This window comes from Nonomuraea salmonea (genome assembly GCF_042428605.1).
GTDB lineage: Bacteria > Actinomycetota > Actinomycetes > Streptosporangiales > Streptosporangiaceae > Nonomuraea > Nonomuraea salmonea.
The window spans coordinates 131,353-150,806 of the sequence record NZ_JBHMCF010000064.1 but is presented as its reverse complement, the minus strand read 5'-3'; the positions used below and the strand labels follow the sequence as shown (position 1 = coordinate 150,806).

The following is a 19,454-nucleotide window of genomic DNA, read 5'->3' as shown; positions in this document are numbered from 1 at the left end:
GATTCACTTCATGCGCGTGTTGGTCACCGGGGGTGCCGGGTTCATCGGATCGAATCTCGTCGATCGCCTGCTGGCCGACGGCCATGAGGTCGATGTGGTCGACGACCTGTCGTCCGGCAGTCGCGACAACCTGGCCGGAGCCGTGACCAGTGACCGGTTCCGGCTGCACGAGATGGACATCCGCGACCGCGCGCTCGTGGAGCTGATGACCGAGCTGCAGCCGGAGGTGGTCTGCCACCTGGCCGCGCAGATCAGCGTGCGCAAGAGCGTGGCCGACCCGGCGCACGACGCCAGGCTCAACGTCGAGGGCACGGCCGCGGTGCTGGCCGCGGCCCACGAGGGGCGCACGCGCAAGGTGGTGTTCGCCTCGTCGGTGGCCGTCTACGGGCGTCCTGCCACGATCCCGGTGCCGGGTGACGCGGCCACCGATCCGCGCTCGCCGTACGCGGCCTCGAAGCTGAGCGGCGAGATCTACCTCGCCACGTTCAAGGCTCTTTACGGCCTCGAATACACCACGCTGGTGCTGTCCAACGTCTATGGCCCCCGCCAGGCGCCCGAGGGCGAGGCGGGCGTGGTCTCCATCTTCACCGACGCGCTGCTCACCGGCCGGCCCACGGTCGTCTTCGGCGACGGCACCCAGACCCGCGACTACGTCTACGTCGAAGACGTGGTCGACGGCTTCGTGCGGGCGTGCGGGCCCGAGGGCAACGGCCGCCGCTTCAACCTCGGCACCGGCATCCAGACCACCGACCGCCGCCTGCACTCGCTCATCGCCGACGCCGCGGGCGCCCAGGACAAGCCAGGCTTCGCGCCGCCGCGCCCCGGCGACCTGCCCGCGATGGCGGTCGACCCGGTGCCGGCCCACGAGGGGCTCGGCTGGCAGCCCAGGGTCGACCTGGCGACCGGGGTGAAGAAGACCGTCGAGTGGGCCGCCACGCGTCGCGGCAAGTAGTGACTTGATTACGCTTTGCTTGCGATTTCCGACTCTCCCCATGCGGCCACCCCGTCTTCTGTAGCGTGAATCCCACAAGTCGACGTGGAGGCATGTGGATGTCGAAGGTTACGGTCGCCCGGCTGCTCACCGCCCTCGTGCTGATCGCCCCTGTGGTCGTGCTCATGAGCGGTGGCGTGGTGCCACCTGGGGTGTCCTGGACCTGATAACTATGGGGGGCCGCCATGCGTGATCTGCCGTGGCCCGCAAGGGTCTATCTGGTCGCCGTGATCGGTGCGGCGGCCGCTCTCATCGTTCGCGGCGTGATCGTGTCCGGCGCGCCCGTGGCCACGGAGGACCTTGACATCCTCCTGGTGCTCGCCCTGCTGTTCCTGGTCTGCGAGTCGATGCCGACGCTGCTCAACATGGAGCAGACCGCCGTGTCCGTCAGCTTCTCCGCCTCGCTGGCGGCCGTGGTGCTGATCGGGCCGGAGGGGGCGGCGCTGGTCGGGCTGACCGCGATGGTCAGCGTCCGGCCCGGCCTGCCGCTGGTCAAGCGGCTGTTCAACGGCGCGCAGTTCGCCATCTGCGGCTACACCGCGGGGCGGGTCTACGAGGCGCTCGACGGCCGGGTCGGCGTGCCCGACGTCAACGCCTTCGACGACCTCATCGGCCCGTACGTCGCCGCCACCGCCGTCTTCGTGCCGCTCAACATCGCGCTCACGCTCACCATGATCGGGCTGGCCACGCACGTGCGGGCCACCGAGATGCCGCGCCGCGGCATGGCCCAGTTCCTGCTTTCCTACCTGGGTTACGGCACGTTCGGGCTGCTCGTGGCCGGGCTGTGGGCCACGGTGGCGTCGATCTCGGCGGTGCTGGTGCTGGTGCCGCTGTTCGTGGCGCGGTGGGCGTTCGGGCAGTATCACGCGCAGCAGCGCTCGTACGACGCCACGATCGCCGCGCTCTGCCAGGCGGTCGAGACGAAGGACTACTACACCCGCGGCCACTGCACGCGCGTCTCGCACGCCTCGTCCATGATCGCGCAGGAGATCGGCATGGGCCACGAGCGGGTGCGGGCCATCCGCTATGCCGGCATGCTGCACGACGTCGGCAAGCTCGGCGTGCCCACCAAGGTGCTGCAGAAGGACGGGCCGCTGACCGAGGAGGAGTTCGCGGCGATCCAGCTCCACCCGATGCGGGGGCTGGAGATCGTGCGCGGCATCGGTTTCCTCGACGAGGCGTACGCCGGGATCATGCACCACCACGAGCGCCACGACGGCACCGGCTACCCGATGGGCCTGGCGGGCGATGAGATCCCCGAGTTCGCCAAGGTCATCGCGGTGGCCGACGCGTTCGACTCGATGACGTCCGACCGCTCCTACCGGGGGGCGCGGCCGGTGCCGGTGGCGCTCGACGAGCTGCGCAGGAGCGCCGGCACGCACTTCGACCCCGTCATGGTGGCGGCGTTCATCCGCGCGCTCGAGCGTGAGCCGTGGCAGCCGCCGCGCCGGGTCGACCCGCCGCCTCCCGAGGTCGCCGAGACGCAGATCAAGGACCACGACGACCCGACCATGCCCATCCAGGTCGTGACCGGGCCATGATCACCACCGAACGCGTCAGGCCGCGGGACCGCTCGCTGCACAAGGTCCTGCGCAGGCTCGACTCGGGGCAGCTGCTGCTCATCTGCGCGGCCGGGCTGGTCGCGCTGACCGGAGTGGCGTACACCGCGGCCCAAGGGCTGGACAAGCCGGAGATCGCGGTCGGGTTCGGCGCGCTGATCGCGGTCGGCGAGCTGGCCAGGCTGACCATGCCGGGCAACAGGGAGGTGGCGCCCATCGGGGCCGCCGCCGCGCTGGGCTACACGCTGCTGCTCGACCTCAGCCAGAACCAGCTGCGCCACTCGGCGCTGCAGGTAGTCGCGGTGATCGCGGTCGGCATGCTGGCAGGGGCGCTGCCGCACCTCGCCGTGGGCCGGCCGCCGCGCCTCGACGCGATGGCGCGCCGGCTGCTCACCAGCGCGCTGCTGGCCTTCGCCTTCCGGCCGCTCGCCGACCCGCTCTACCACCTCACCAAGCCGCCCACCAGCACCTGGTGGCCGGCGCTGGCCGTGATGGTGACGCTCATCACGATCACGCTGCTCATCGACGTGCTGATCGCCGCGCTGCTCCGGGCCGAGCAGGTGCGCACCGCGTTCAGGGTGGCCGTGCGCGACGAGCTCAACATGGCCTTCCCGCTGGGCGCCGCCGTGGGCTCGTCGGGCGTGCTGCTCGCGCTCGCCACGCACAGCATGGACCTCGTGGCGCTGCTGGTGTTCGCCGCGCCGCTGCTGGTCACGCAGGTGGCCTTCCGCAAGTACGCCGGCATCCGCGCCACCTACCTGCAGACCGTACGCGCCCTGTCCAGGGTCACCGAGGTCGGCGGCTACGTCGAGCCGGGCCACTCGCGCCGGGTCAGCCGTCTGGCCGTCGCCGTCGGCAGGGAGCTGGGCATGGCCGAGCCGGAGCTGCTGGAGCTGGAGTACGCCGCGCTCATGCACGACATCGGCCAGCTCTCGCTGCGCGACCCCATCCCGGGAGGAGCGACCGTGCTGACCGAGCCCGAGCAGGCCCGCCGCATCGCCGAGCTGGGCGCCGAGGTGATCAGGCAGACCGGCGTGCTCGACCGGGTGGCCGAGGTGGTCAGCAGGCAGTGCGACGCGATCGCCGACGACCCGCCGCTGTCGAGCCGCATCATCAAGGTCGCCAACGCCTACGACGACCTGGTGGGGCCCTCGACCGACCGCGACAGGAGCGGGGCGGCGCTGGAGCGCATCCGCCTGTCGGCGGGGAGCGCGTACGATGCCCATGCGGTGGAGGCGCTGGCCCGCGTGATCGACCGCGGCCGGATCTAGCAGCTACAGCCGGGCGTACGCCGCGGGGGTTTCCGGGCGTGCACTTTTGTGGGGTTCCTACAGATCGCGCTGGCCGGATCGGTGGTTTCGGGGGAAAGGGGTCAGGGCGTCGGCGGTCGTAGGGTGGTCGGCGTGCTTACTGAGACGCTCGGACCCGTTCTGATCGCCAACCGAGGGGAGATCGCGCGGCGGATCATCCGCACGGTCAAGCAGCTCGGCCTGCGCGCCATCGCGGTTCACTCCGAGGCCGACGCCGACCTGCCCTTCGTCCGCGAGGCCGACGAGGCCGTGCTGCTCGGACCGGCCAACCCGGCGCAGAGCTACCTCGACATCGTCAAGGTGCTGGAGGCGGCGCGGGCGACCGGCGCGAAGGCGGTCCACCCCGGCTACGGCTTCCTCGCCGAGAACGCCGCGTTCGCCAGGGCCGTGATCGAGGCCGGCATGGTGTGGATCGGGCCGTCGCCCGAGGCCATCGACAAGATGGGCGACAAGATCAACGCCCGTAACCTCATGGAGGCCGCCGGGGTGCCGGTCGCGGCGGGCACCCGCGAGCCGGTGACCGACCTGTCGCTGGCGCTGAGGGCCGCCGAGTCCATCGGTTACCCGGTCATGGTCAAGACCGCGGGCGGCGGCGGTGGCATCGGAATGAGCGTGGCCTACGACGACGAGGGGCTGGCCAAGGCGTACGAGCAGGCCGCGCGGGCGGCGGCGAGGTTCTCCGGCGACGCGCTCGACGGGCCCGCCGTGCTGCTCGAGCGCTACATCGCGCGGGCCCGCCACGTCGAGGTGCAGATCCTCGGCCTGCCCGACGGCAGGGTGGTGGCGCTGGGCGAGCGCGACTGCTCGGTGCAGCGCCGCCACCAGAAGGTCGTCGAGGAGTCTCCTTCGCCCGGCATCAGCCCCGAGCTGCGCGAGCGCATGCTGGCGGCGGCGGTGCGGGCCGGCGAGACGGTCGGCTACGTCGGCGCGGGCACGGTCGAGTGCCTGGTCGACGCCGACGCCCAGGACTTCGTGTTCCTGGAGATGAACACCAGGCTCCAGGTGGAGCACCCGGTCACCGAGCTGGTCACCGGCCTCGACCTGGTCGAGCTGCAGCTGCGGGTGGCGGCGGGCGAGAGCCCCGAGGTGCGGCCCGAGCCGCGCGGCCACGCGATCGAGTTCCGCGTCTACGCCGAGGACCCCAAGCGGTTCTTCCCCGGCCCCGGCACGATCACGGCCTGGGACGAGCCCGCGGGCGACGGCGTCCGCGTCGACTCGGGTTACACGGCGGGCAACACCGTCACGCCGTTCTACGACCCGCTGATGGCCAAGCTGTGCGTATACGGCTCGGACCGGGCAGAGGCGCTGGAGAAGGGCCGCAAGGCGGTGGCGGAGTTCGTCGTGGAGGGCCCGAAGAACAACCTGCCGTTCTGTGCGGAGCTGCTGGAGAACGCGGAGTTCGCCACCGGCGACTACGACACCGGCCTGGTCGCGCGGATGCGCGCCTGAGGCCCATGAGATTGTTGGTTCAGTGAAAGAGGGGAGTCCCGGTGGCTGAGGTACGCGCTGAGATGGTGGCGAACGTGTGGAAGGTGGTCGTCAAAGAAGGCGACACCGTCTCCGACGGCGACACGCTCGTCATCCTCGAGTCCATGAAGATGGAGATCCCGGTGATCGCCGAGGACGACGGCGTGGTGGCGCAGCTCAAGGTCGCCGAGGGAGACGTGATCCAGGAAGGCGACCTGATCGCGGTCATCGAGTAGTGCGGGCGAGGAACCTGGCACGGTCGACCACGACGCGCTCGATCGTGCCCTTGCCCACCACGGAGCCGCGCTCGTCGTGCGCCTCGAAGGCGAAGACCAGCCGCCGCCCGTCGACCTCGGTCAGCTCGACGCCGACCTGCACGCGGGCGCCGAGCGGGCTGGCGGCCAGGTGGTCGAGGGCGACCCGGGTGCCGACGGAGGTCTCGCCCGGTGCGAGGTGCCTGGCGACGGCGCGTACGGTGGCCGCCTCCGCGAGGGCGAGCAACCTGGGCGTGGCCAGCACCGGCACGTCACCGCTGCCGATCTCCTTGGCGGTGTCGGCCATCTCGACCACGGTCGGGAGCTGGGCGCGCAGGCCTGGTGCGAGCGTCATGGGGTCAGCCTACGGGTGGTGGAATGGGCCTGTTGACTTCCCGGGAAACGCGGACAAGTGCGGTTGCAAGGCCTCAGGATAGGCTTTGTACGGCTTGAGGCATTTGAGTGGCATGTGGGACAGGTGAGTCGTACACTCTCTGAGTTCCGTGACCACTGTGTTACCTCACCGCGACAAAACTTCGCTTTGTTGGAGATCCGCGGGGTGGGAGAGGTTTCGGACGTAGGGGGGTAGCGGGGGAATCATGGTGGCCCAAGGGACGACGCTGGCGGGGCGGTATCGACTGGATACCCGCATCGGCGCCGGTGGCATGGGCGAGGTGTGGCGAGGTGAGGACACCGTCCTCGCCCGCACCGTCGCCGTCAAAGTGCTGCTCCCAGGCCGCATGCAGGACCCCGGCTTCGTCGCCCGCTTCCAGGGGGAGGCGCGGGCGATGGCCACCATCAACCACTCAGGAGTCGTGGACGTCTACGACTACGGCGTCAGCGGCGACACCGTCTACCTGGTGATGAAGTTCGTCGACGGCGAGCCGCTCGACCGGCTGCTCGCCCGGCTGGGCCGTATCCCGCCGCAGGCGGCCATGGAGCTCATCGCGCAGGCCGCATCGGCTCTGCAGGCCGTCCACGACCAGGGCATCGTGCACCGCGACGTCAAGCCGGGCAACCTGCTCGTGCAGCGTGACGGCACGCTCGTCCTGACCGACTTCGGCATCGCGCGCTCCGACATCGCGAGCCGGCTCACCGACGCCGGCATGGTGCTCGGCACCGCCGCCTACTGCGCCCCCGAGCAGGCCGAAGGCGCTCCCGTCACGCCCGCCGTGGACATCTACGCGCTGGGCGTCGTGGCGTACGAGTGCCTGGTCGGCCAGCGGCCCTTCGACGGTGACAGCGCGGTCACGATCGCGCTCAAGCACATCCGCGAGGCGCCGCCGCCGTTGCCCCAGGACATCCCGCAGTCGGTACGCACGCTCGTCGACATCGCCCTGTCGAAGGACCCGGCGCGGCGCTACCCCAACGCGCGCGCGATGAGCGAGGCCGCCAGGGCGATCGCCAGCGGGCATACCCCGGCCGCCCTGCCGGAGCCGCCCTCCGCCGCGCCCGCCACGGGGGCCACGATGGCGCCGCCGCCGGAGGCGTACCAGCAATCCGGCCAGTCCTACCAGCAGCGCGACACCGACCCCTACCAGACCGGCGCCCGGATGGCCCACGAGGACACCGCGCTGTCCGAGCGGCGCGGCGGGAGCAGGCGCGCCGCGAAGGCGCCGCGCAGGACCGGGCTGGTCGCCGGCATCGCGGCGGCCGTCGTGCTCGGCGCCGGCGCCGGCGCGGTCGCGCTGAGCGGCATCGCCACCACCCCGGCCGAGCCGACGCAGTCCATCAGCGCCGCCGCCAACGCGGGCGACGGCAAGGAGGGCAAGCCCAAGACCAGCAAGCCTCCCAAGCCGACGACCAAGGAACCCGAGGTCACCGAGGAGCCTGAGCCCGTGCCGACCCGGGAGCAGACGGTCAACCGGCCGCACACCCCCAGGCCCTCGGTCACGAAGACCACCCCGGAGCCCACGAAGACGCCCACCACCACGCCGTCCAGCAGCCCCACGCCGTCGAAGACGCCCACCAGCACCCCGACGGACAAGAAGGTGCCGGTGCCCAACGTGGTCGGCAAGCGTTTCCTCGAAGGTCAGGGCATCATCGAGGCGGCCGGGCTCCTGCCGCGCACCGACGACCGCACCACCACCACCGACGGGCGGCGCTGCGGGCGGATCAAGCAGACCACCCCGGGCCCGGGCAAGAGGGTCGAGAAGGGCACGGAGGTCGTGCTCGTCATCGTCGACAGCGCCTGCCCCGAGGACGAGCCGCCGCCCAGCCCCACGCCGACCCCCACACCCTCCAAGAACCAGTGACGGCTCAGACCCCCGTCGTGTTGCGGGGGTAGGCGACCTGCGGGTCCGTCGCGATGTTCACCATGTACGGCAGCCCCGAGTCGAACGCCCTGCGCAGCGCCGGACCGATCTCCGACGGCTTGGTCACCAGCTCGCCGCCGCCGCCCAGCGCGGTCACCACCTGGTCGTAGCGGCACTGCGGCTGCAGCTCGGCGGCCACGTCGTAGCCGTACAGCAACTGCATGGGGTGCTTCTCCAGGCCCCACATGCCGTTGTTGCCGCAGATCATGACGACGGGCAGTCTGTGGCGGACGAGGGTGTCGACGTCCATCAGCGAGAAGCCCGCGGCGCCGTCGCCGAGCAGCAGCACGACCTGGGAGGACGGCCTGGCCAGGCGGGCGGCGATGGAGTAGCCGAGGCCGGTGCCGAGACAGCCGTACGGGCCCGGGTCGAGCCAGTTGCCCGGCTGCTTCGGCTCGACGTACTTGCCCGCGTACGAGACGAAGTCGCCGCCGTCGCCGATCACCACGGCGTCGTCGTCGAGGACCTTGGCCAGCTCGCCGTAGATGCGCATGGGGTGGATCGGGTCGGAGCCGGCGGCCAGCAGCTCGGCGTCGCTCGCGGTGGCGGCCGCGGCCGTGCCGGACAGCTTCGTCACCCACGACGCGTACGCGTCGGGCTTGACCCCCGCCTCCCCGCATGCCGTGCCGAGGCTCCAGAACACCACCGACAGGTCACCGGCGGCGGACGCGGCCGGCTGCATGTGGGTGGCGAGCTGCGAGGGCGCGTCGGCGATGTGCACCACCCTGGCGAGCGGCGCGCCGTCCTTGCCGCCGAACCAGCCGTAGCCGAGCCGGAAGTCGAGCGGCGTGCCCACCACGATCACCAGGTCCGCCTGCCCGAACGCCATGCCCCTCGCCCTGGTCGCCAGCAGTTCGTGGCCCGCGGGCAGGATGCCGCGGCCCTGGCCGTTGGGGATGACCGGCAGCCGCCAGGTCTCCGCGAAGTCGCGGGCCGCCTCCTCGGCGCGGTCCATCCACACGTCGGAGCCGTAGACCAGGACCGGGCGCTCGGCCTCGGCCAGCAGGCGCGCGATGCTCGCCAGGTCGTCGGGGTCGGGCTCCAGCGGGGACGGCGTCTGCGTGTGCACCTCGTGCACCGGGGAGGGCGAGAACAGGTGGTCCATGTAGACGTCGAGGAAGACCGGCCCGCGACGCGGCGCCACCGCCGTACGGAAGGCGACCTCGACGTCCTGCCCGACCGAGTCGGCGGCGCTCGCCGTGAACGCCAGCTTCGTGATCGGGTCGAGCAGCGGCGGATGGTCCATCTCCTGGAGCGCGCCGCTGCCCCAGCGCGACTGGGGCGCCCGCCCGCCGAGCACCACCACCGGTGAGCCGTTGAAGTGGGCCGTCGCCACGCCGCTCACCCCGTTGGTGATGCCGGGGCCCGCCGTCAGCACGGCCAGGCCGGGGCTCCTGGTCAGCCGGGCGGTCGCCTCCGCGGCGAAGACCGCGCTCTGCTCGTGGCGTACGTCGAGGATGCGCATGCCCTCGTGCACCGCGCCGTCGTAGAGGGGGAAGACGTGCCCTCCCGACAGGGTGAACATCGTCTCGACGCCATAGGCCTTGGACACGGCGACGGCGGCGTCACCGGCGTGCTTCGCAGACTCCATGCCGGGAACTTACCAACCAGTCACCCGAGTAAACAGGTCTCGACCGACGCGTTGATCGGTCATTGGCAACAGATCGTGACCAAGCCGTCCTCGGTGGTCGCGACGATCGTCTTGGGGGAGCCGGTGGTCTGCCGGACGTCGACCGTGGTGTTGGTGCCGGTCGCGGTGACGTCGTACGCGCTGTCGCGGCCCGCCTGCGGCGGCAGGTTCACCATCACGTCGCCGGTGGTGCGGACGACGGCCTTGACCTGCGACGGCGCTCCCGCGAAGCGCAGGTCGAGGTCGCCGGTGCCGACCTCGACGTCGGCCCGCTGGCCGCCGAGGTCGTCGGCGTCGACGCTGCCCGTGCCCGTGCGCGCCCACAGGTCGCCCGCGACCGCGTGCACGTCGAGGTCACCCGACACCGAGGTCAGGCGTACGTCGCCGAACAGCTCGGAAACCGCCAGACCGCCGCCCCTGGTGCTCGCGTCGAGGTTCGTCTCCGGCGGCACGAACAACGTGTAGTCGGCGTGGCAGAACGGCCCGTCGGGCTGGTCGCCTCCGGGACAGACCGCGTCGAGCAGGAGCGTGCGGGAGCCGGCGTCCCACTCCTCCGTCACCGTCGGGCGGTCCCTGGTCCAGCGCAGTGAGCGCTCGAGCAGCAGCTCGCCCGCCTTGCCCGGCAGCACGTACAGGCCGACCCTGCCCTTGCCGGTCTTCACCCGCAGGCTCTCGCCCTCGAACGGGATCGAGCGCATCGTGACCTCCGTCGGCGTGCGCGCCCGCGCGAACCCCCGCCAGAGCACGGCCGTCGAGATCGTCAGCGCGATCACCGTGGCCGCCGCGCCCGCCATCAGCCAGACCGCTCTCACGGCAGGCTCCTGATCTTCAGGAACTGCAGCACCGCCAGCACCCGCCGGTGGTCGCCCTCGGCCGGCGACAGGTCGAGCTTGGTGAAGATGTTGCCGATGTGCTTGCCCACCGCGCCCTCGCTGAGCACCAGAGCCTGCCCGATGCCGGCGTTGGAGCGGCCCTCCGCCATCAGCTGGAGCACCTCGTGCTCGCGCGGCGTCAGGCGCTCAAGCGGGTCGTTGTTGCCGCGCAGCAGCAGCTGGGAGACCACCTCGGGGTCGAGCGCGGTGCCGCCCTGCCCCACCCGGCGCAGCGCGTCGATGAACTCCGTCACGTCGGCCACCCGGTCCTTCAGCAGGTAGCCGACCCCGCCGGTCGCGGCCGAGGCCAGCAGCTGGGCGGCGTAGCGCTCCTCGACGTACTGCGAGAGCACCAGCACCGCCAGCTTCGGCTGCTGGCGGCGCAGCACCAGCGCGGCGCGCAGGCCCTCGTCGGTGTGCGTGGGCGGCATGCGCACGTCGGTGATGACCAGCTCGGGCTGATGCTCCTCGACCGCGCGCAGTAACCCCTCGGCCTCGTCAACGGCCGCCACCACCTGCATGCCGGCCGCGTCGAGCAGCCGGATCAGCCCCTCGCGCAGCAGCACGGAATCCTCTGCGAGCACTACTCGCACGGCAGCTCCACCTCGATCGTCGTCGGTCCCCCGAGAGGGCTGGACAGCCGCAGGGCGCCGTCCACGGAGTCGACCCGCTGGGCCAGGCCGCGCAGCCCGGTGCCGCCGTCCATCCTCGCACCACCGCAGCCGTCGTCCCACACGAGCAGATGCAGGCGGTCTCGTTCCCGCCGCACGCTCACCTCGGCCTTGGTGGCCGCCGCGTGCTTGGCGATGTTCGTCAGCGCCTCCGACACGATGAAGAACGCCACCGCCTCGATCGTCGGCGTGGTCCGCCGCTCGATGTCCACGCGCAGCTTCACCGGGAACGGCGCGCGGGCCGCCACGCCCGACAGCGCCGCGTCCAGGCCCTGGTCGTTGAGCACCGCCGGGTGCAGGCCGCGGACGAAGTCGCGCAGCTCCTTGAGCGCCTGCTTGGCCTCCTCGTGGGCCTGCTCGATGGCCTCGCGCGCCGGGTCAGGCAGGTCGGTCAGCGTCGCCCTGGCCAGGCCCAGGTTCATCGCCAGCGACACCAGCCGCTGCTGGGCGCCGTCGTGCAGGTCGCGCTCGATCCTGCGGCGCTCGGCGTCGGCCGCGTCGATCACGCCGGCCCGGCTCTCGGTCAGCGTCTCGATGCGCTGGCCCAGCTCGCTGCGGCTCGGGCCGAGCAGCGCACGCGCCACCGACAGGTCCAGCACCGCCATGCCGCGCGCCAGCAGCGGCGCGAGCAGCGCCAGGCTCAGGCCCACGAGCATGTAGACGAACACGACCTTGCCGTCCCTGAGGTCGAACTCGAACTCCAGCGGCGGCGGCTGCAGCTTGGGCGGCAGAAACGCCAGCAGCCCCACGACGGCGCCACCCCACGCCAGCGCCACCAGGAACACGCCCACCAGGCTCACCCAGGGGGAGAGCAGGTGGTAGCAGATCTGCCGCCACGTCGCGGTGGCGCGCAGGTTCGCAGGAGAGCGTACGGGCGGGATGCGGGAGCCCAGGAACGCCTCGAACCTCGACCGCTGCACCCCCGTGAACCTCGGGACCGCCCGCACCAGCAGCGGCGGCGCCACGGCCAGGGCCAGCGTGAGCGCGCCGAGCAGCATGGCCAGGGGCAGGCCCACCATCACGTGCGCCGTGTCCAGCCAGGCACGGGCCGACCAGGGACGGGGGACTTTCATGTCGTCAACGGTAATGATCGGCGGCGGGGCCGTGAAATGGGCCTGGTGTGCCGGTGGATGGTAGGGCTAACCCCACCCATCAGGCGGTCTGGCGGAAGCGGGCCGGGTCGAAGGCGCCGCCCAGCGCGGCACCGAGGCCCCGCCTGGCCACGTCCAGGAACGTCTCAGGCCCGGGCAGCGCACCGGCCCCGTCGGGCAGCGCGCCGGCCAGGGGCCGCGCCGCCAGCATCTCCAGGTCGGCGACGGCGGAGCGCTCCGCGAGCCCGGGCGCGGCGGGCCACCGCCCGATGACGACCCCCGCGAGGTCGAGCCCCCGATGCGCGAGCGCCTCCAGGGTGAGCGCGGTGTCGTTCACCGTGCCGGCGCCGGGGCTCACCACCACGAGCACCTGGGCACGCAGCGTACGCGCGAGGTCGGCCACGGTGGCGCCGTCCTCGTCGTAGCGATCGAGCAGCCCGCCCGTCCCCTCCACGAGCACCAGCCGGTTGCTCTCCGACAGCTCCCGCACGAGGGTGACCGCCGCCGACATGGACACGGGCGGCAGCCCGGCGGCCCGAGCGGCCGCGGCGGGCGGCAACGCGTCGGGGAACCGCCCCAGCTCGAACGTCGTCCTGACCCCGGAGAGCCGCATCACCCGATCGACGTCACCGTCGTCCCCGGCGCCGACTCCGGTCTGCGCCGCCTTGACCACGGCCACCTCGGCTTTCCGAGCGACCGCCAGCGCCGCCACCGCCGCGGTCACCACGCTCTTCCCCACACCGCTGCCGGTACCCGCGACGACGAGAACGCTCATGACTCAAGCGTAGGGAAAGGGCGGTCAGGGGCGGCGGAGGCGGGTGACGAACTTGTAGCGGTCGCCGCGGTAGAGGCTCTGGGCCCACTCCACCGGGTTGCCGTCGGCGTCGAAGGCGTGCCGGGTGAGCAGGAGCATGGGGAGGCCGACGTCCACGCCCAGGGCCTTGGCATCGTAGGGGGTGGCGAGGACGGTCTCGATGATCTCCTCGGCGTCCGTCAGGCGCACGTTGTAGGCGTTGTGCAGCGTCTCGTACAGGGAGGCGTGCACTTCGAGCTCGCGGCGCAGGCGGGGGAAGCGGCGGGCGGACAGGTGGGTGGTGTCGATGGAGACGGGCTCGCCGTTGGCCAGGCGGAGGCGGTGGATGCGCAGGACGCGGCCGCCGGGGTTGATGGCCAGGCGGCGGGCGAGTGCCTCGTCGGCGGTGATGTAGCCGATCTCGAGGATCTTGGTGTCGGGTTCGAGGCCGGCGGTGCGCAGGTCCCCGATGTACGAGGTGAGCTGCAGCACCTGGGCCACCTTGGGCTGCGCGACGAAGGTGCCCTTGCCCTGGATGCGCAGCAGCCGCCCCTCGACGACCAGCTCGGTCAGGGCTTGGCGGACGGTGGTGCGCGAGGTCTCGAACCGGACGGCGAGCGTGCGTTCCGGCGGGAGCGCGGTGCCGGGGGAGAGGGTCTTGGTGAGTTCGAGCAGGGCCCGTTTCACGTCGTAGTACTTCGGCACGCGGGGGCTGTCGTCGCTCACGCTCTCACCTTCACTTCTGCCACGGCGGTGAGGGCGTGTCTGGTCACCGCGAGATCATCGGAACTCACTTCGGCCCGAGTGGTCAACCGCGGGCCGCGGCGGCCGACCGGCGCCGGGCGCGTGCGGGTGTGGGCACGCGCGGATCCGGGCAGCTCAGGTTGATGGTGAAGGATATCCACAGCAGCGTGCGCGATCGCAACCGAGACGGGCTCGCGCGCCGTGTCGCGCCGGTGCCGGGAGGACGTCGCGCTCGTGTGGATCACCTCCGGCTCGCCGCGGAGCGGCTCGTTCTCGGTGGCTCGCGGCTTCGGCGGTATGACGCTTCTCACAGTATGAGATTTCGTGACAAGTCCAGCTATGTGGGCGATGTCGTCACCCTTGTCGTCAAACATGCCCGCCTGCCCGGGGGTCGGTTTGGTTGTTGCGGGGGAAAGCACGCATGATGCACTCGTGCCGACTCTCAGCGACCTCGTAGCCCGCCACACCGCGCTCGACGAAGCGGATCTCGACTGGCTGCACTCGCTGGTCTCCGACTGGCAGCTGCTGGCCGACCTGTCGTTCGCCGACCTCGTGCTGTGGGCGCCGCTGCTGGGAGAGAACGGCTGGATCGCCATCGCCCAGATGCGCCCCACGACGGGCCCGACGGTCTACCACGACGACATCGTCGGCACGGTCGCGGCCAAGGGCGAGCGCCAGCTCATCGACACCGCATGGAACGAGCGGCGCATCTGCCGCGAGGGCGACCCCGACTGGTCCACGGGCGTGCCGGTCAGGGAGGAGACCATCCCCGTACGCCGGGCGGTCGAGGACGGCGAGGCCCGCTTCCTCGCGGTCATCCAGCGCTCGACGAACCTCTCCTCGGCCCGCACCCCCTCCCGCCTGGAGCTGACCTACCTGCAGAGCGCCTCCGACCTGGCGCAGATGGTGGCGGAGGGGCGCTTCCCCTTCTCGGGCGATGAGCCGATCCTGGTCCGCTCGCCGCGCGTGGGCGACGGCCTGCTCAGGCTCGACAGGGCCGGACGCGTCACGTACGCCTCCCCCAACGCGCTGTCGGCCTACCGCAGGCTCGGCCTGCACGCCGACCTCGTGGGGGCCGAGCTGGGCCGGGTCACCGCCCAGCTGTGCTACTCCGACGAGCCGATCAACGAAGACCTCATGATCGTGGCCAGCGGGCGCGCGGCCAAGGAGACCGAGGTCGAGTCGGGCGGCACGATCGTGCAGCTGCGCGCGATCCCGCTGATCGTCGGCGGCGGCCGCATCGGCGCGCTCGTCCTCATCAGGGACGTCACCGAGCTGCGCAGGCGCGAGCGCGAGCTGATGACGAAGGATGCCACCATCCGCGAGATCCACCACCGGGTCAAGAACAACCTGCAGACCGTGGCCGCGCTGCTGCGCCTGCAGGCCAGGCGGCTTCAGGTGCCGGAGGGCCGCGAGGCGCTGGAGGAGGCCGTACGCCGGGTCGGCTCGATCGCGATCGTGCACGAGACGCTCTCGCACGCGCCGGAGGAGTTCGTCGACTTCGACGAGATCGCCGACAGGGTGATCGCCATGGCGGGCGAGGTCTCGTCCCCCGAGGTGGCGGTCACGCCGCGGCGGGTGGGGGAGTTCGGCGTGCTGCCGTCGCTGATCGCCACCCCGCTGGCGATGGCGCTGACCGAGCTGTTGCAGAACGCGTTGCAGCATGGGCGGCCCAAGCGGCTGGAGGTGATGGTCGAGTCCGCGCACGAGCGGCTCAACGTGACCGTCTGGGACGACGGCCGCGGGCTGCCCGACGGCTTCGATCTCGACAGTTCCACCAGCCTGGGGTTGCAGATCGTGCGCACGCTGGTGGAAGGGGAGCTGTCCGGGCGGCTCACCGTCGAGCCGCGCCTGGAAGGCGGCACGGAGGTCGTTCTGTCGATCCCGCTTCCGCCCTGCTGACAGCGCCGTCGTAGGGTGGGGAGACTATGAAGGTCTTCAGGCGGTGGCGCGGGCACGGGCGCGGGCGGTGCGGCGCTTGAGCGCGCGACGCTCGTCCTCGCTCAGGCCGCCCCAGACGCCGGCGTCCTGGCCGGACTCGAGGGCCCACTTCAGGCAGGCGTCGACGGCCGGGCAGGAACGACAGACCTGCTTGGCCTCTTCAATCTGCATGAGTGCCGGGCCGGTGTTGCCGATCGGGAAGAACAGCTCGGGGTCCACGTCACGGCAGGCAGCTCGGTGGCGCCAGTCCATGCGTCCACTCCTTAGTAGATGGAGCCTTCGGTCGGGCTCCGTGCGGCTACTTTGTGAAGAGTTTCACTAACTCGCGCGAACAATGACCCGCATCCTGTGAGGACCGGGGTTGCCCGCCGCCCGTCGAGGACCCTGGGGTTGTTAAAGGTCCTACGTTCGGACGTCATGGTTGAGCCTGTCAGCCACGCAGAGTGCACGCAAGGGGGTTGGCGGTAAGTTTTGGCGGTTATGGATGTCGGATGCGTCACACAATGACCGAATGTAACCGGCTAGACCAGAACTTGTAACGCGTTCGGTGTAGACCGGAACGTCACCCGCTCGCGTTCGCCCAGGTAGTCACCGTCCAGCTGGAAGGCCACGGGACGGTCGGCGGTGAGCGTGAACTCGGCCTCGTCGTGGAGCTGGACGAGGTTCCGGCCGGACGGAAGGGCGTCGCTCTCCGTGAGGATGTGCCTGATCACCGGTGCGAGTGTGATAGGGCTCATCCTGCGCAGGCCGAGGAGGTCCAGGCCGGTCTCGAAGCTCGCCCACGGGGTGGGGCGCACGGGGCGGCTGCCGACGTACGTCCAGGGCGAGGTGTTGGAGATGATCGCCATGAACACCCCGCCGGCCGCCGGGATGCCAGGACCGGTCACCGTCATCGCGGGACGCCGCTTGTCCGTGGCCAGATAGTGCCTCAGAGCCGTGTTCACATACCGTGTGGGGGTTGCTTTACGGCCGGTGCCCCTCAGGCCCTCCACGGCCCGTACAACCTCGGCGTCGTACCCCATGCCCGAGCAGAACGTGAAGTAGCGGCTCTGGCCCTCCCACAGGGCCTGCCCCAAACCCACGGTCCTGCGCCGGCCCTCCCTGAGCGCCTCCAGCACCTGGCCCGTCGACTCCACCGGGTCGTTGGGCAGGCCGAGCGCGCGGGCGAAGACGTTGGCGCTGCCGCCGGGGATGACGATCACCCCAGGGCGTCCGGTGCTGGGGTCGTCGAGCGGCGGAGCCTCGCCGCCGTTGACGGGATTGAGCAGGCCGTTGACGGTCTCGTTGATGGTGCCGTCGCCGCCCAGCACGGCCACCACGTCGTAGCCCTTGGCGCGGGCGGTGGCCGCCAGTGACGCCGCGTGACCCCGGTAGCGGGTCTCTTCGACGGCAAGCTCCACGGCCGCCCCGAGTGCGCGGATGAGCACGTCGCGCGTACGGGCGTTCGTGGTCGTGGCCTTGGGGTTGACCAGCAGCATGGCGCGCATGCCGCCAGCGTATCCGGTGGAGCTTGTCCGGCTTATCGGCCGAACGTCCTGTTTCCCGCGCCGCGCGTCCCGGGAGGTAGGGTACGGACCGTGAACGGTCGCCCGCTTACCCTCCTCATCGCCGCCGCGGTCGTCGCCGTCGAGGGCCTCGTGGCGCTCGGGCTCGGCGTCTTCGTCGCCGTGGAGACCCTGACCGGCACGCCGGACGACATGACCACCGCCGTGGCGGAGGCGGTCTTCGGGCTGCTGGTGGGCGCCGGGCTGCTCTGGGTGGCCTGGGGCGGGCTGTTCAGGATGGAGCGGTGGGGGAGGTCGCCCGCGGTGCTGACCCAGATCTTCATGCTGCCGGTCTCCGTCACGCTGATCCAGTCGGACCAGCTGCAGCTCGGCATCCCGCTGATCGTGGTGGCCCTGGCCGGGCTGGTGACGCTGCTCGCTCCTCCCACCACCCACGCGCTCTACGGCGACGGTTAGCCGCGTTTTCCGCACGTCGCGCCGGGCGGGTGCGGAAAACCCGGTCAGTCGTCGGCCGTCAGGCCCTCGCGCAGCTGGGCCAGGGTGCGGGCCAGCAGGCGCGAGACGTGCATCTGGGAGATGCCCAGCTCGGTGGCGATCTGCGACTGCGTCATGTTGCCGAAGAAGCGCAGCAGCAGGATGCGCTTCTCGCGCGGCGGGAGCCGCTCCAGCAACGGCTTGAGCGACTCGCGATATTCGACGCCCTCGAGCGACTCGTCCACGATGCCGAGCGAGTCGGAGACCGCGGGCGCGTCGTCGTCGCCCGAGTCGGGCGCGTCGAGCGAGACCGTGGAGTAGGCGTTGGCCGACTCGAGCCCCTCCAGCACCTCCTCCTCGGTCATCTTGAGGTAGGTGGCCAGCTCGGCCACCGTCGGGGCGCGCCCCTCGCGCTGCGACAGGTCGCTGATCGCCTTGGTCAGCGAGAGCTTGAGCTCCTGCAGCCTGCGCGGCACGCGGACCGCCCAGCCCTTGTCACGGAAGTGCCGCTTGATCTCGCCGACGATGGTGGGCGTGGCGTAGGTGGAGAACTCCACGCCGCGGTTGAGGTCGAACCGGTCGATGGACTTGATCAGACCGATGGTGGCGACCTGGGTGAGGTCGTCGAGCCACTCGCCCCTGTTGCGGAAGCGGCGCGCCAGGTATTCGACCAGGGGAAGGTGAAGCTCGACCAGCTCGTCCCTGATGCGCTGGCGGCGCGGCTCCTCGGGGCCCAGCTCGGCCAGCTCGGCGAAGAGCATGCGGGCACGCACCCGGTCGGGCACGGCGTGTTCGCTGGTGGCCATGGCTCCAGTCCTTTCCGTCACGCCGGCCCCGCCGCATTCTGGGCAGCGCCTCGGCGCTTACGCAGGACGATCGCCATACGGTCGGGGGAGCCGGTCACCGCGTCGACGTCGTCGGCCAGGGCGGTCAGGACCATCCAGGCGAAGTCATCGCGTTTGGGCGCGGAGCTGCCGACGGTGGTCACCTCCACTCTGACCTGCATCTCCTGCCCCGTCAGCTCGAACTCGGCGGTCAGGTCGGTGCCCGGCACCGCCTCGCTGAGCAGCATGGCGCAGGCCTCGTCGACCGCGATGCGCAGGTCCTCGATCTCGTCCAGGGTGAAGTCAAGCCGCGCGGCCAGGCCGGCGGTAGCCGTACGCAGCACAGACAGGTAGGCACTCGCCGCGGGGAGCCTGATGCTCACCACGTCGCGGATGCCGGCCACGCCTTCCGCGCGCGTCTCGGTTTCCTCGGTCACGTTCCTCCTCGCGAATCCGCCGCTGACTGCAACTTACCGCCCCTGAGCGGTGCTTGGACGATTCAGACTCGCCATCAACGGAAAAGGCTCTGTGCGGCCGGGGACCGCACAGAGCCTTATGTGCCGTTTTAGGCGGCCTTGGTCTCCCAGAAGATCTTGGAGATTTCGTCGATCTTGCCCAGCAGGTCCTCGGCCTTGGCCACCTCGACGGTGCCCTTGGCGCCGGCCGCGCCGGCCAGCTTCGTGGCGTCCCAGAAGAGCTGGTGCAGCTGCGGGTACTGCTCCAGGTGCGGCGGCTTGAAGTAGTCGGTCCAGAGCACCCAGAGGTGGTGCTTGACCAGCTCGGCGCGCTCTTCCTTGATCTTGATGGCGCGGGCGCGGAAGACCGGGTCCTCGTTGGCCGCGTACTTCTCCATGATCGCCTTGACCGACTCGGCCTCGATGCGGGCCTGAGCGGGGTCGTAGACCCCACAGGGCAGGTCGCAGTGTGCGGAAGCGACATGCTTGGGTCGTAGCAGTCGTGCGAGCATCAGAAAGTCCTTCCTGGATGCTGAATCAGCTTGGTCCACTAACCGA

At 71.1% G+C, this 19,454-nt stretch carries 20 protein-coding genes; 8 read left to right on the top strand and 12 right to left on the bottom strand.

Going from position 1 to position 19,454, the window contains the following annotated elements:
• The first annotated feature begins 10 nt into the window (after positions 1-10).
• The 5 genes from ACFFR3_RS49620 (at position 11) to ACFFR3_RS49600 (ending at position 5,563) form a co-directional block, all read left to right on the top strand.
• Entirely contained in the window at positions 11-952 is a 942-nt protein-coding gene (locus ACFFR3_RS49620; RefSeq protein ID WP_345389619.1) for an NAD-dependent epimerase/dehydratase family protein, read from the top strand.
• Between the two features lie 224 nt (positions 953-1,176).
• Complete coding sequence (locus ACFFR3_RS49615) at positions 1,177-2,532, top strand: HD-GYP domain-containing protein (protein WP_355414767.1); 1,356 nt, start codon at positions 1,177-1,179, stop codon at positions 2,530-2,532.
• Positions 2,529-3,821, top strand: a complete 1,293-nt coding sequence (locus ACFFR3_RS49610) for an HD-GYP domain-containing protein (RefSeq protein ID WP_345389610.1) — start codon at positions 2,529-2,531, stop codon at positions 3,819-3,821. The genes ACFFR3_RS49615 and ACFFR3_RS49610 overlap by 4 nt, the downstream gene beginning before the upstream one ends.
• 132 nt (positions 3,822-3,953) lie before the next feature.
• Entirely contained in the window at positions 3,954-5,309 is a 1,356-nt protein-coding gene (locus tag ACFFR3_RS49605) for an acetyl-CoA carboxylase biotin carboxylase subunit (RefSeq protein WP_345389607.1), read from the top strand.
• A 41-nt stretch (positions 5,310-5,350) separates the two neighbouring features.
• Positions 5,351-5,563, top strand: a complete 213-nt coding sequence (locus ACFFR3_RS49600; protein ID WP_345389604.1) for a biotin/lipoyl-binding carrier protein — start codon at positions 5,351-5,353, stop codon at positions 5,561-5,563.
• On the opposite strand, the gene ACFFR3_RS49595 is transcribed toward ACFFR3_RS49600, so the two are convergent.
• Positions 5,553-5,936, bottom strand: a complete 384-nt coding sequence (locus tag ACFFR3_RS49595; RefSeq protein WP_345389600.1) for a thioesterase family protein — start codon at positions 5,934-5,936, stop codon at positions 5,553-5,555. The genes ACFFR3_RS49600 and ACFFR3_RS49595 overlap by 11 nt on opposite strands.
• Positions 5,937-6,180: 244 nt before the next feature.
• On the opposite strand from ACFFR3_RS49595, the gene ACFFR3_RS49590 reads away from it, so the two are divergent.
• Positions 6,181-7,836 carry a serine/threonine-protein kinase gene (locus tag ACFFR3_RS49590; protein WP_379485476.1) on the top strand — a complete coding sequence of 552 codons (1,656 nt, stop codon included), beginning with the start codon at positions 6,181-6,183 and terminating at the stop codon, positions 7,834-7,836.
• A 4-nt stretch (positions 7,837-7,840) separates the two neighbouring features.
• Here the strand turns inward: ACFFR3_RS49590 and ACFFR3_RS49585 are convergent, their stop codons facing one another.
• The 6 genes from ACFFR3_RS49585 to ACFFR3_RS49560 all read right to left on the bottom strand — a co-directional run bounded on the left by ACFFR3_RS49585 (position 7,841) and on the right by ACFFR3_RS49560 (position 13,679).
• Positions 7,841-9,487 (bottom strand): acetolactate synthase, encoded by a 1,647-nt coding sequence (locus ACFFR3_RS49585; RefSeq protein WP_379485475.1) that lies wholly within the window; start codon positions 9,485-9,487, stop codon positions 7,841-7,843.
• Between the two features lie 59 nt (positions 9,488-9,546).
• Entirely contained in the window at positions 9,547-10,338 is a 792-nt protein-coding gene (locus tag ACFFR3_RS49580; protein ID WP_379485474.1) for a DUF4097 family beta strand repeat-containing protein, read from the bottom strand.
• Entirely contained in the window at positions 10,335-10,991 is a 657-nt protein-coding gene (locus ACFFR3_RS49575; RefSeq protein WP_345389588.1) for a response regulator, read from the bottom strand. The genes ACFFR3_RS49580 and ACFFR3_RS49575 overlap by 4 nt, the downstream gene beginning before the upstream one ends.
• Positions 10,982-12,142 (bottom strand): sensor histidine kinase, encoded by a 1,161-nt coding sequence (locus ACFFR3_RS49570; protein ID WP_345389585.1) that lies wholly within the window; start codon positions 12,140-12,142, stop codon positions 10,982-10,984. The genes ACFFR3_RS49575 and ACFFR3_RS49570 overlap by 10 nt, the downstream gene beginning before the upstream one ends.
• Positions 12,143-12,221: 79 nt before the next feature.
• Positions 12,222-12,935 carry a dethiobiotin synthase gene (bioD, locus tag ACFFR3_RS49565; protein ID WP_364376791.1) on the bottom strand — a complete coding sequence of 238 codons (714 nt, stop codon included), beginning with the start codon at positions 12,933-12,935 and terminating at the stop codon, positions 12,222-12,224.
• Between the two features lie 24 nt (positions 12,936-12,959).
• Entirely contained in the window at positions 12,960-13,679 is a 720-nt protein-coding gene (locus ACFFR3_RS49560) for a GntR family transcriptional regulator (protein WP_364376788.1), read from the bottom strand.
• Between the two features lie 450 nt (positions 13,680-14,129).
• Between ACFFR3_RS49560 and ACFFR3_RS49555 the strand changes: the two genes are divergently transcribed.
• Positions 14,130-15,599 (top strand): histidine kinase N-terminal domain-containing protein, encoded by a 1,470-nt coding sequence (locus tag ACFFR3_RS49555; protein WP_355414746.1) that lies wholly within the window; start codon positions 14,130-14,132, stop codon positions 15,597-15,599.
• A 36-nt stretch (positions 15,600-15,635) separates the two neighbouring features.
• On the opposite strand, the gene ACFFR3_RS49550 is transcribed toward ACFFR3_RS49555, so the two are convergent.
• Positions 15,636-15,890 (bottom strand): WhiB family transcriptional regulator, encoded by a 255-nt coding sequence (locus ACFFR3_RS49550; RefSeq protein ID WP_345389576.1) that lies wholly within the window; start codon positions 15,888-15,890, stop codon positions 15,636-15,638.
• 269 nt (positions 15,891-16,159) lie between these two features.
• Entirely contained in the window at positions 16,160-17,125 is a 966-nt protein-coding gene (locus ACFFR3_RS49545; RefSeq protein WP_364376782.1) for a diacylglycerol/lipid kinase family protein, read from the bottom strand.
• Positions 17,126-17,215: 90 nt separating this feature from the next.
• On the opposite strand from ACFFR3_RS49545, the gene ACFFR3_RS49540 reads away from it, so the two are divergent.
• Positions 17,216-17,599 carry a hypothetical protein gene (locus ACFFR3_RS49540; RefSeq protein ID WP_345389566.1) on the top strand — a complete coding sequence of 128 codons (384 nt, stop codon included), beginning with the start codon at positions 17,216-17,218 and terminating at the stop codon, positions 17,597-17,599.
• Between the two features lie 44 nt (positions 17,600-17,643).
• Here the strand turns inward: ACFFR3_RS49540 and ACFFR3_RS49535 are convergent, their stop codons facing one another.
• From ACFFR3_RS49535 to sodN, 3 genes are all read right to left on the bottom strand, one after another.
• Positions 17,644-18,423: an RNA polymerase sigma factor SigF gene (locus tag ACFFR3_RS49535; protein WP_186404427.1), complete on the bottom strand. Its 780-nt coding sequence runs from the start codon at positions 18,421-18,423 to the stop codon at positions 17,644-17,646.
• Positions 18,424-18,440: 17 nt separating this feature from the next.
• Positions 18,441-18,878, bottom strand: a complete 438-nt coding sequence (locus ACFFR3_RS49530) for an ATP-binding protein (RefSeq protein WP_355414740.1) — start codon at positions 18,876-18,878, stop codon at positions 18,441-18,443.
• Positions 18,879-19,006: 128 nt separating this feature from the next.
• Complete coding sequence (sodN, locus tag ACFFR3_RS49525) at positions 19,007-19,408, bottom strand: superoxide dismutase, Ni (protein WP_148442130.1); 402 nt, start codon at positions 19,406-19,408, stop codon at positions 19,007-19,009.
• Positions 19,409-19,454: the final 46 nt, after the last annotated feature.

Bases quoted from the DNA above. Each gene is read 5' to 3' on its own strand.
- ACFFR3_RS49620 (WP_345389619.1), top strand. From the start codon at position 11: ATGCGCGTGTTGGTCACCGGGGGTGCCGGGTTCATCGGATCGAATCTC.
- ACFFR3_RS49615 (WP_355414767.1), top strand. From the start codon at position 1,177: ATGCGTGATCTGCCGTGGCCCGCAAGGGTCTATCTGGTCGCCGTGATC.
- ACFFR3_RS49610 (WP_345389610.1), top strand. From the start codon at position 2,529: ATGATCACCACCGAACGCGTCAGGCCGCGGGACCGCTCGCTGCACAAG.
- ACFFR3_RS49595 (WP_345389600.1), bottom strand. From the start codon at position 5,936: ATGACGCTCGCACCAGGCCTGCGCGCCCAGCTCCCGACCGTGGTCGAG.
- ACFFR3_RS49590 (WP_379485476.1), top strand. From the start codon at position 6,181: ATGGTGGCCCAAGGGACGACGCTGGCGGGGCGGTATCGACTGGATACC.
- ACFFR3_RS49585 (WP_379485475.1), bottom strand. From the start codon at position 9,487: ATGGAGTCTGCGAAGCACGCCGGTGACGCCGCCGTCGCCGTGTCCAAG.
- ACFFR3_RS49570 (WP_345389585.1), bottom strand. From the start codon at position 12,142: ATGAAAGTCCCCCGTCCCTGGTCGGCCCGTGCCTGGCTGGACACGGCG.
- bioD (WP_364376791.1), bottom strand. From the start codon at position 12,935: ATGAGCGTTCTCGTCGTCGCGGGTACCGGCAGCGGTGTGGGGAAGAGC.
- ACFFR3_RS49550 (WP_345389576.1), bottom strand. From the start codon at position 15,890: ATGGACTGGCGCCACCGAGCTGCCTGCCGTGACGTGGACCCCGAGCTG.
- ACFFR3_RS49545 (WP_364376782.1), bottom strand. From the start codon at position 17,125: ATGCGCGCCATGCTGCTGGTCAACCCCAAGGCCACGACCACGAACGCC.
- ACFFR3_RS49535 (WP_186404427.1), bottom strand. From the start codon at position 18,423: ATGGCCACCAGCGAACACGCCGTGCCCGACCGGGTGCGTGCCCGCATG.
- sodN (WP_148442130.1), bottom strand. From the start codon at position 19,408: ATGCTCGCACGACTGCTACGACCCAAGCATGTCGCTTCCGCACACTGC.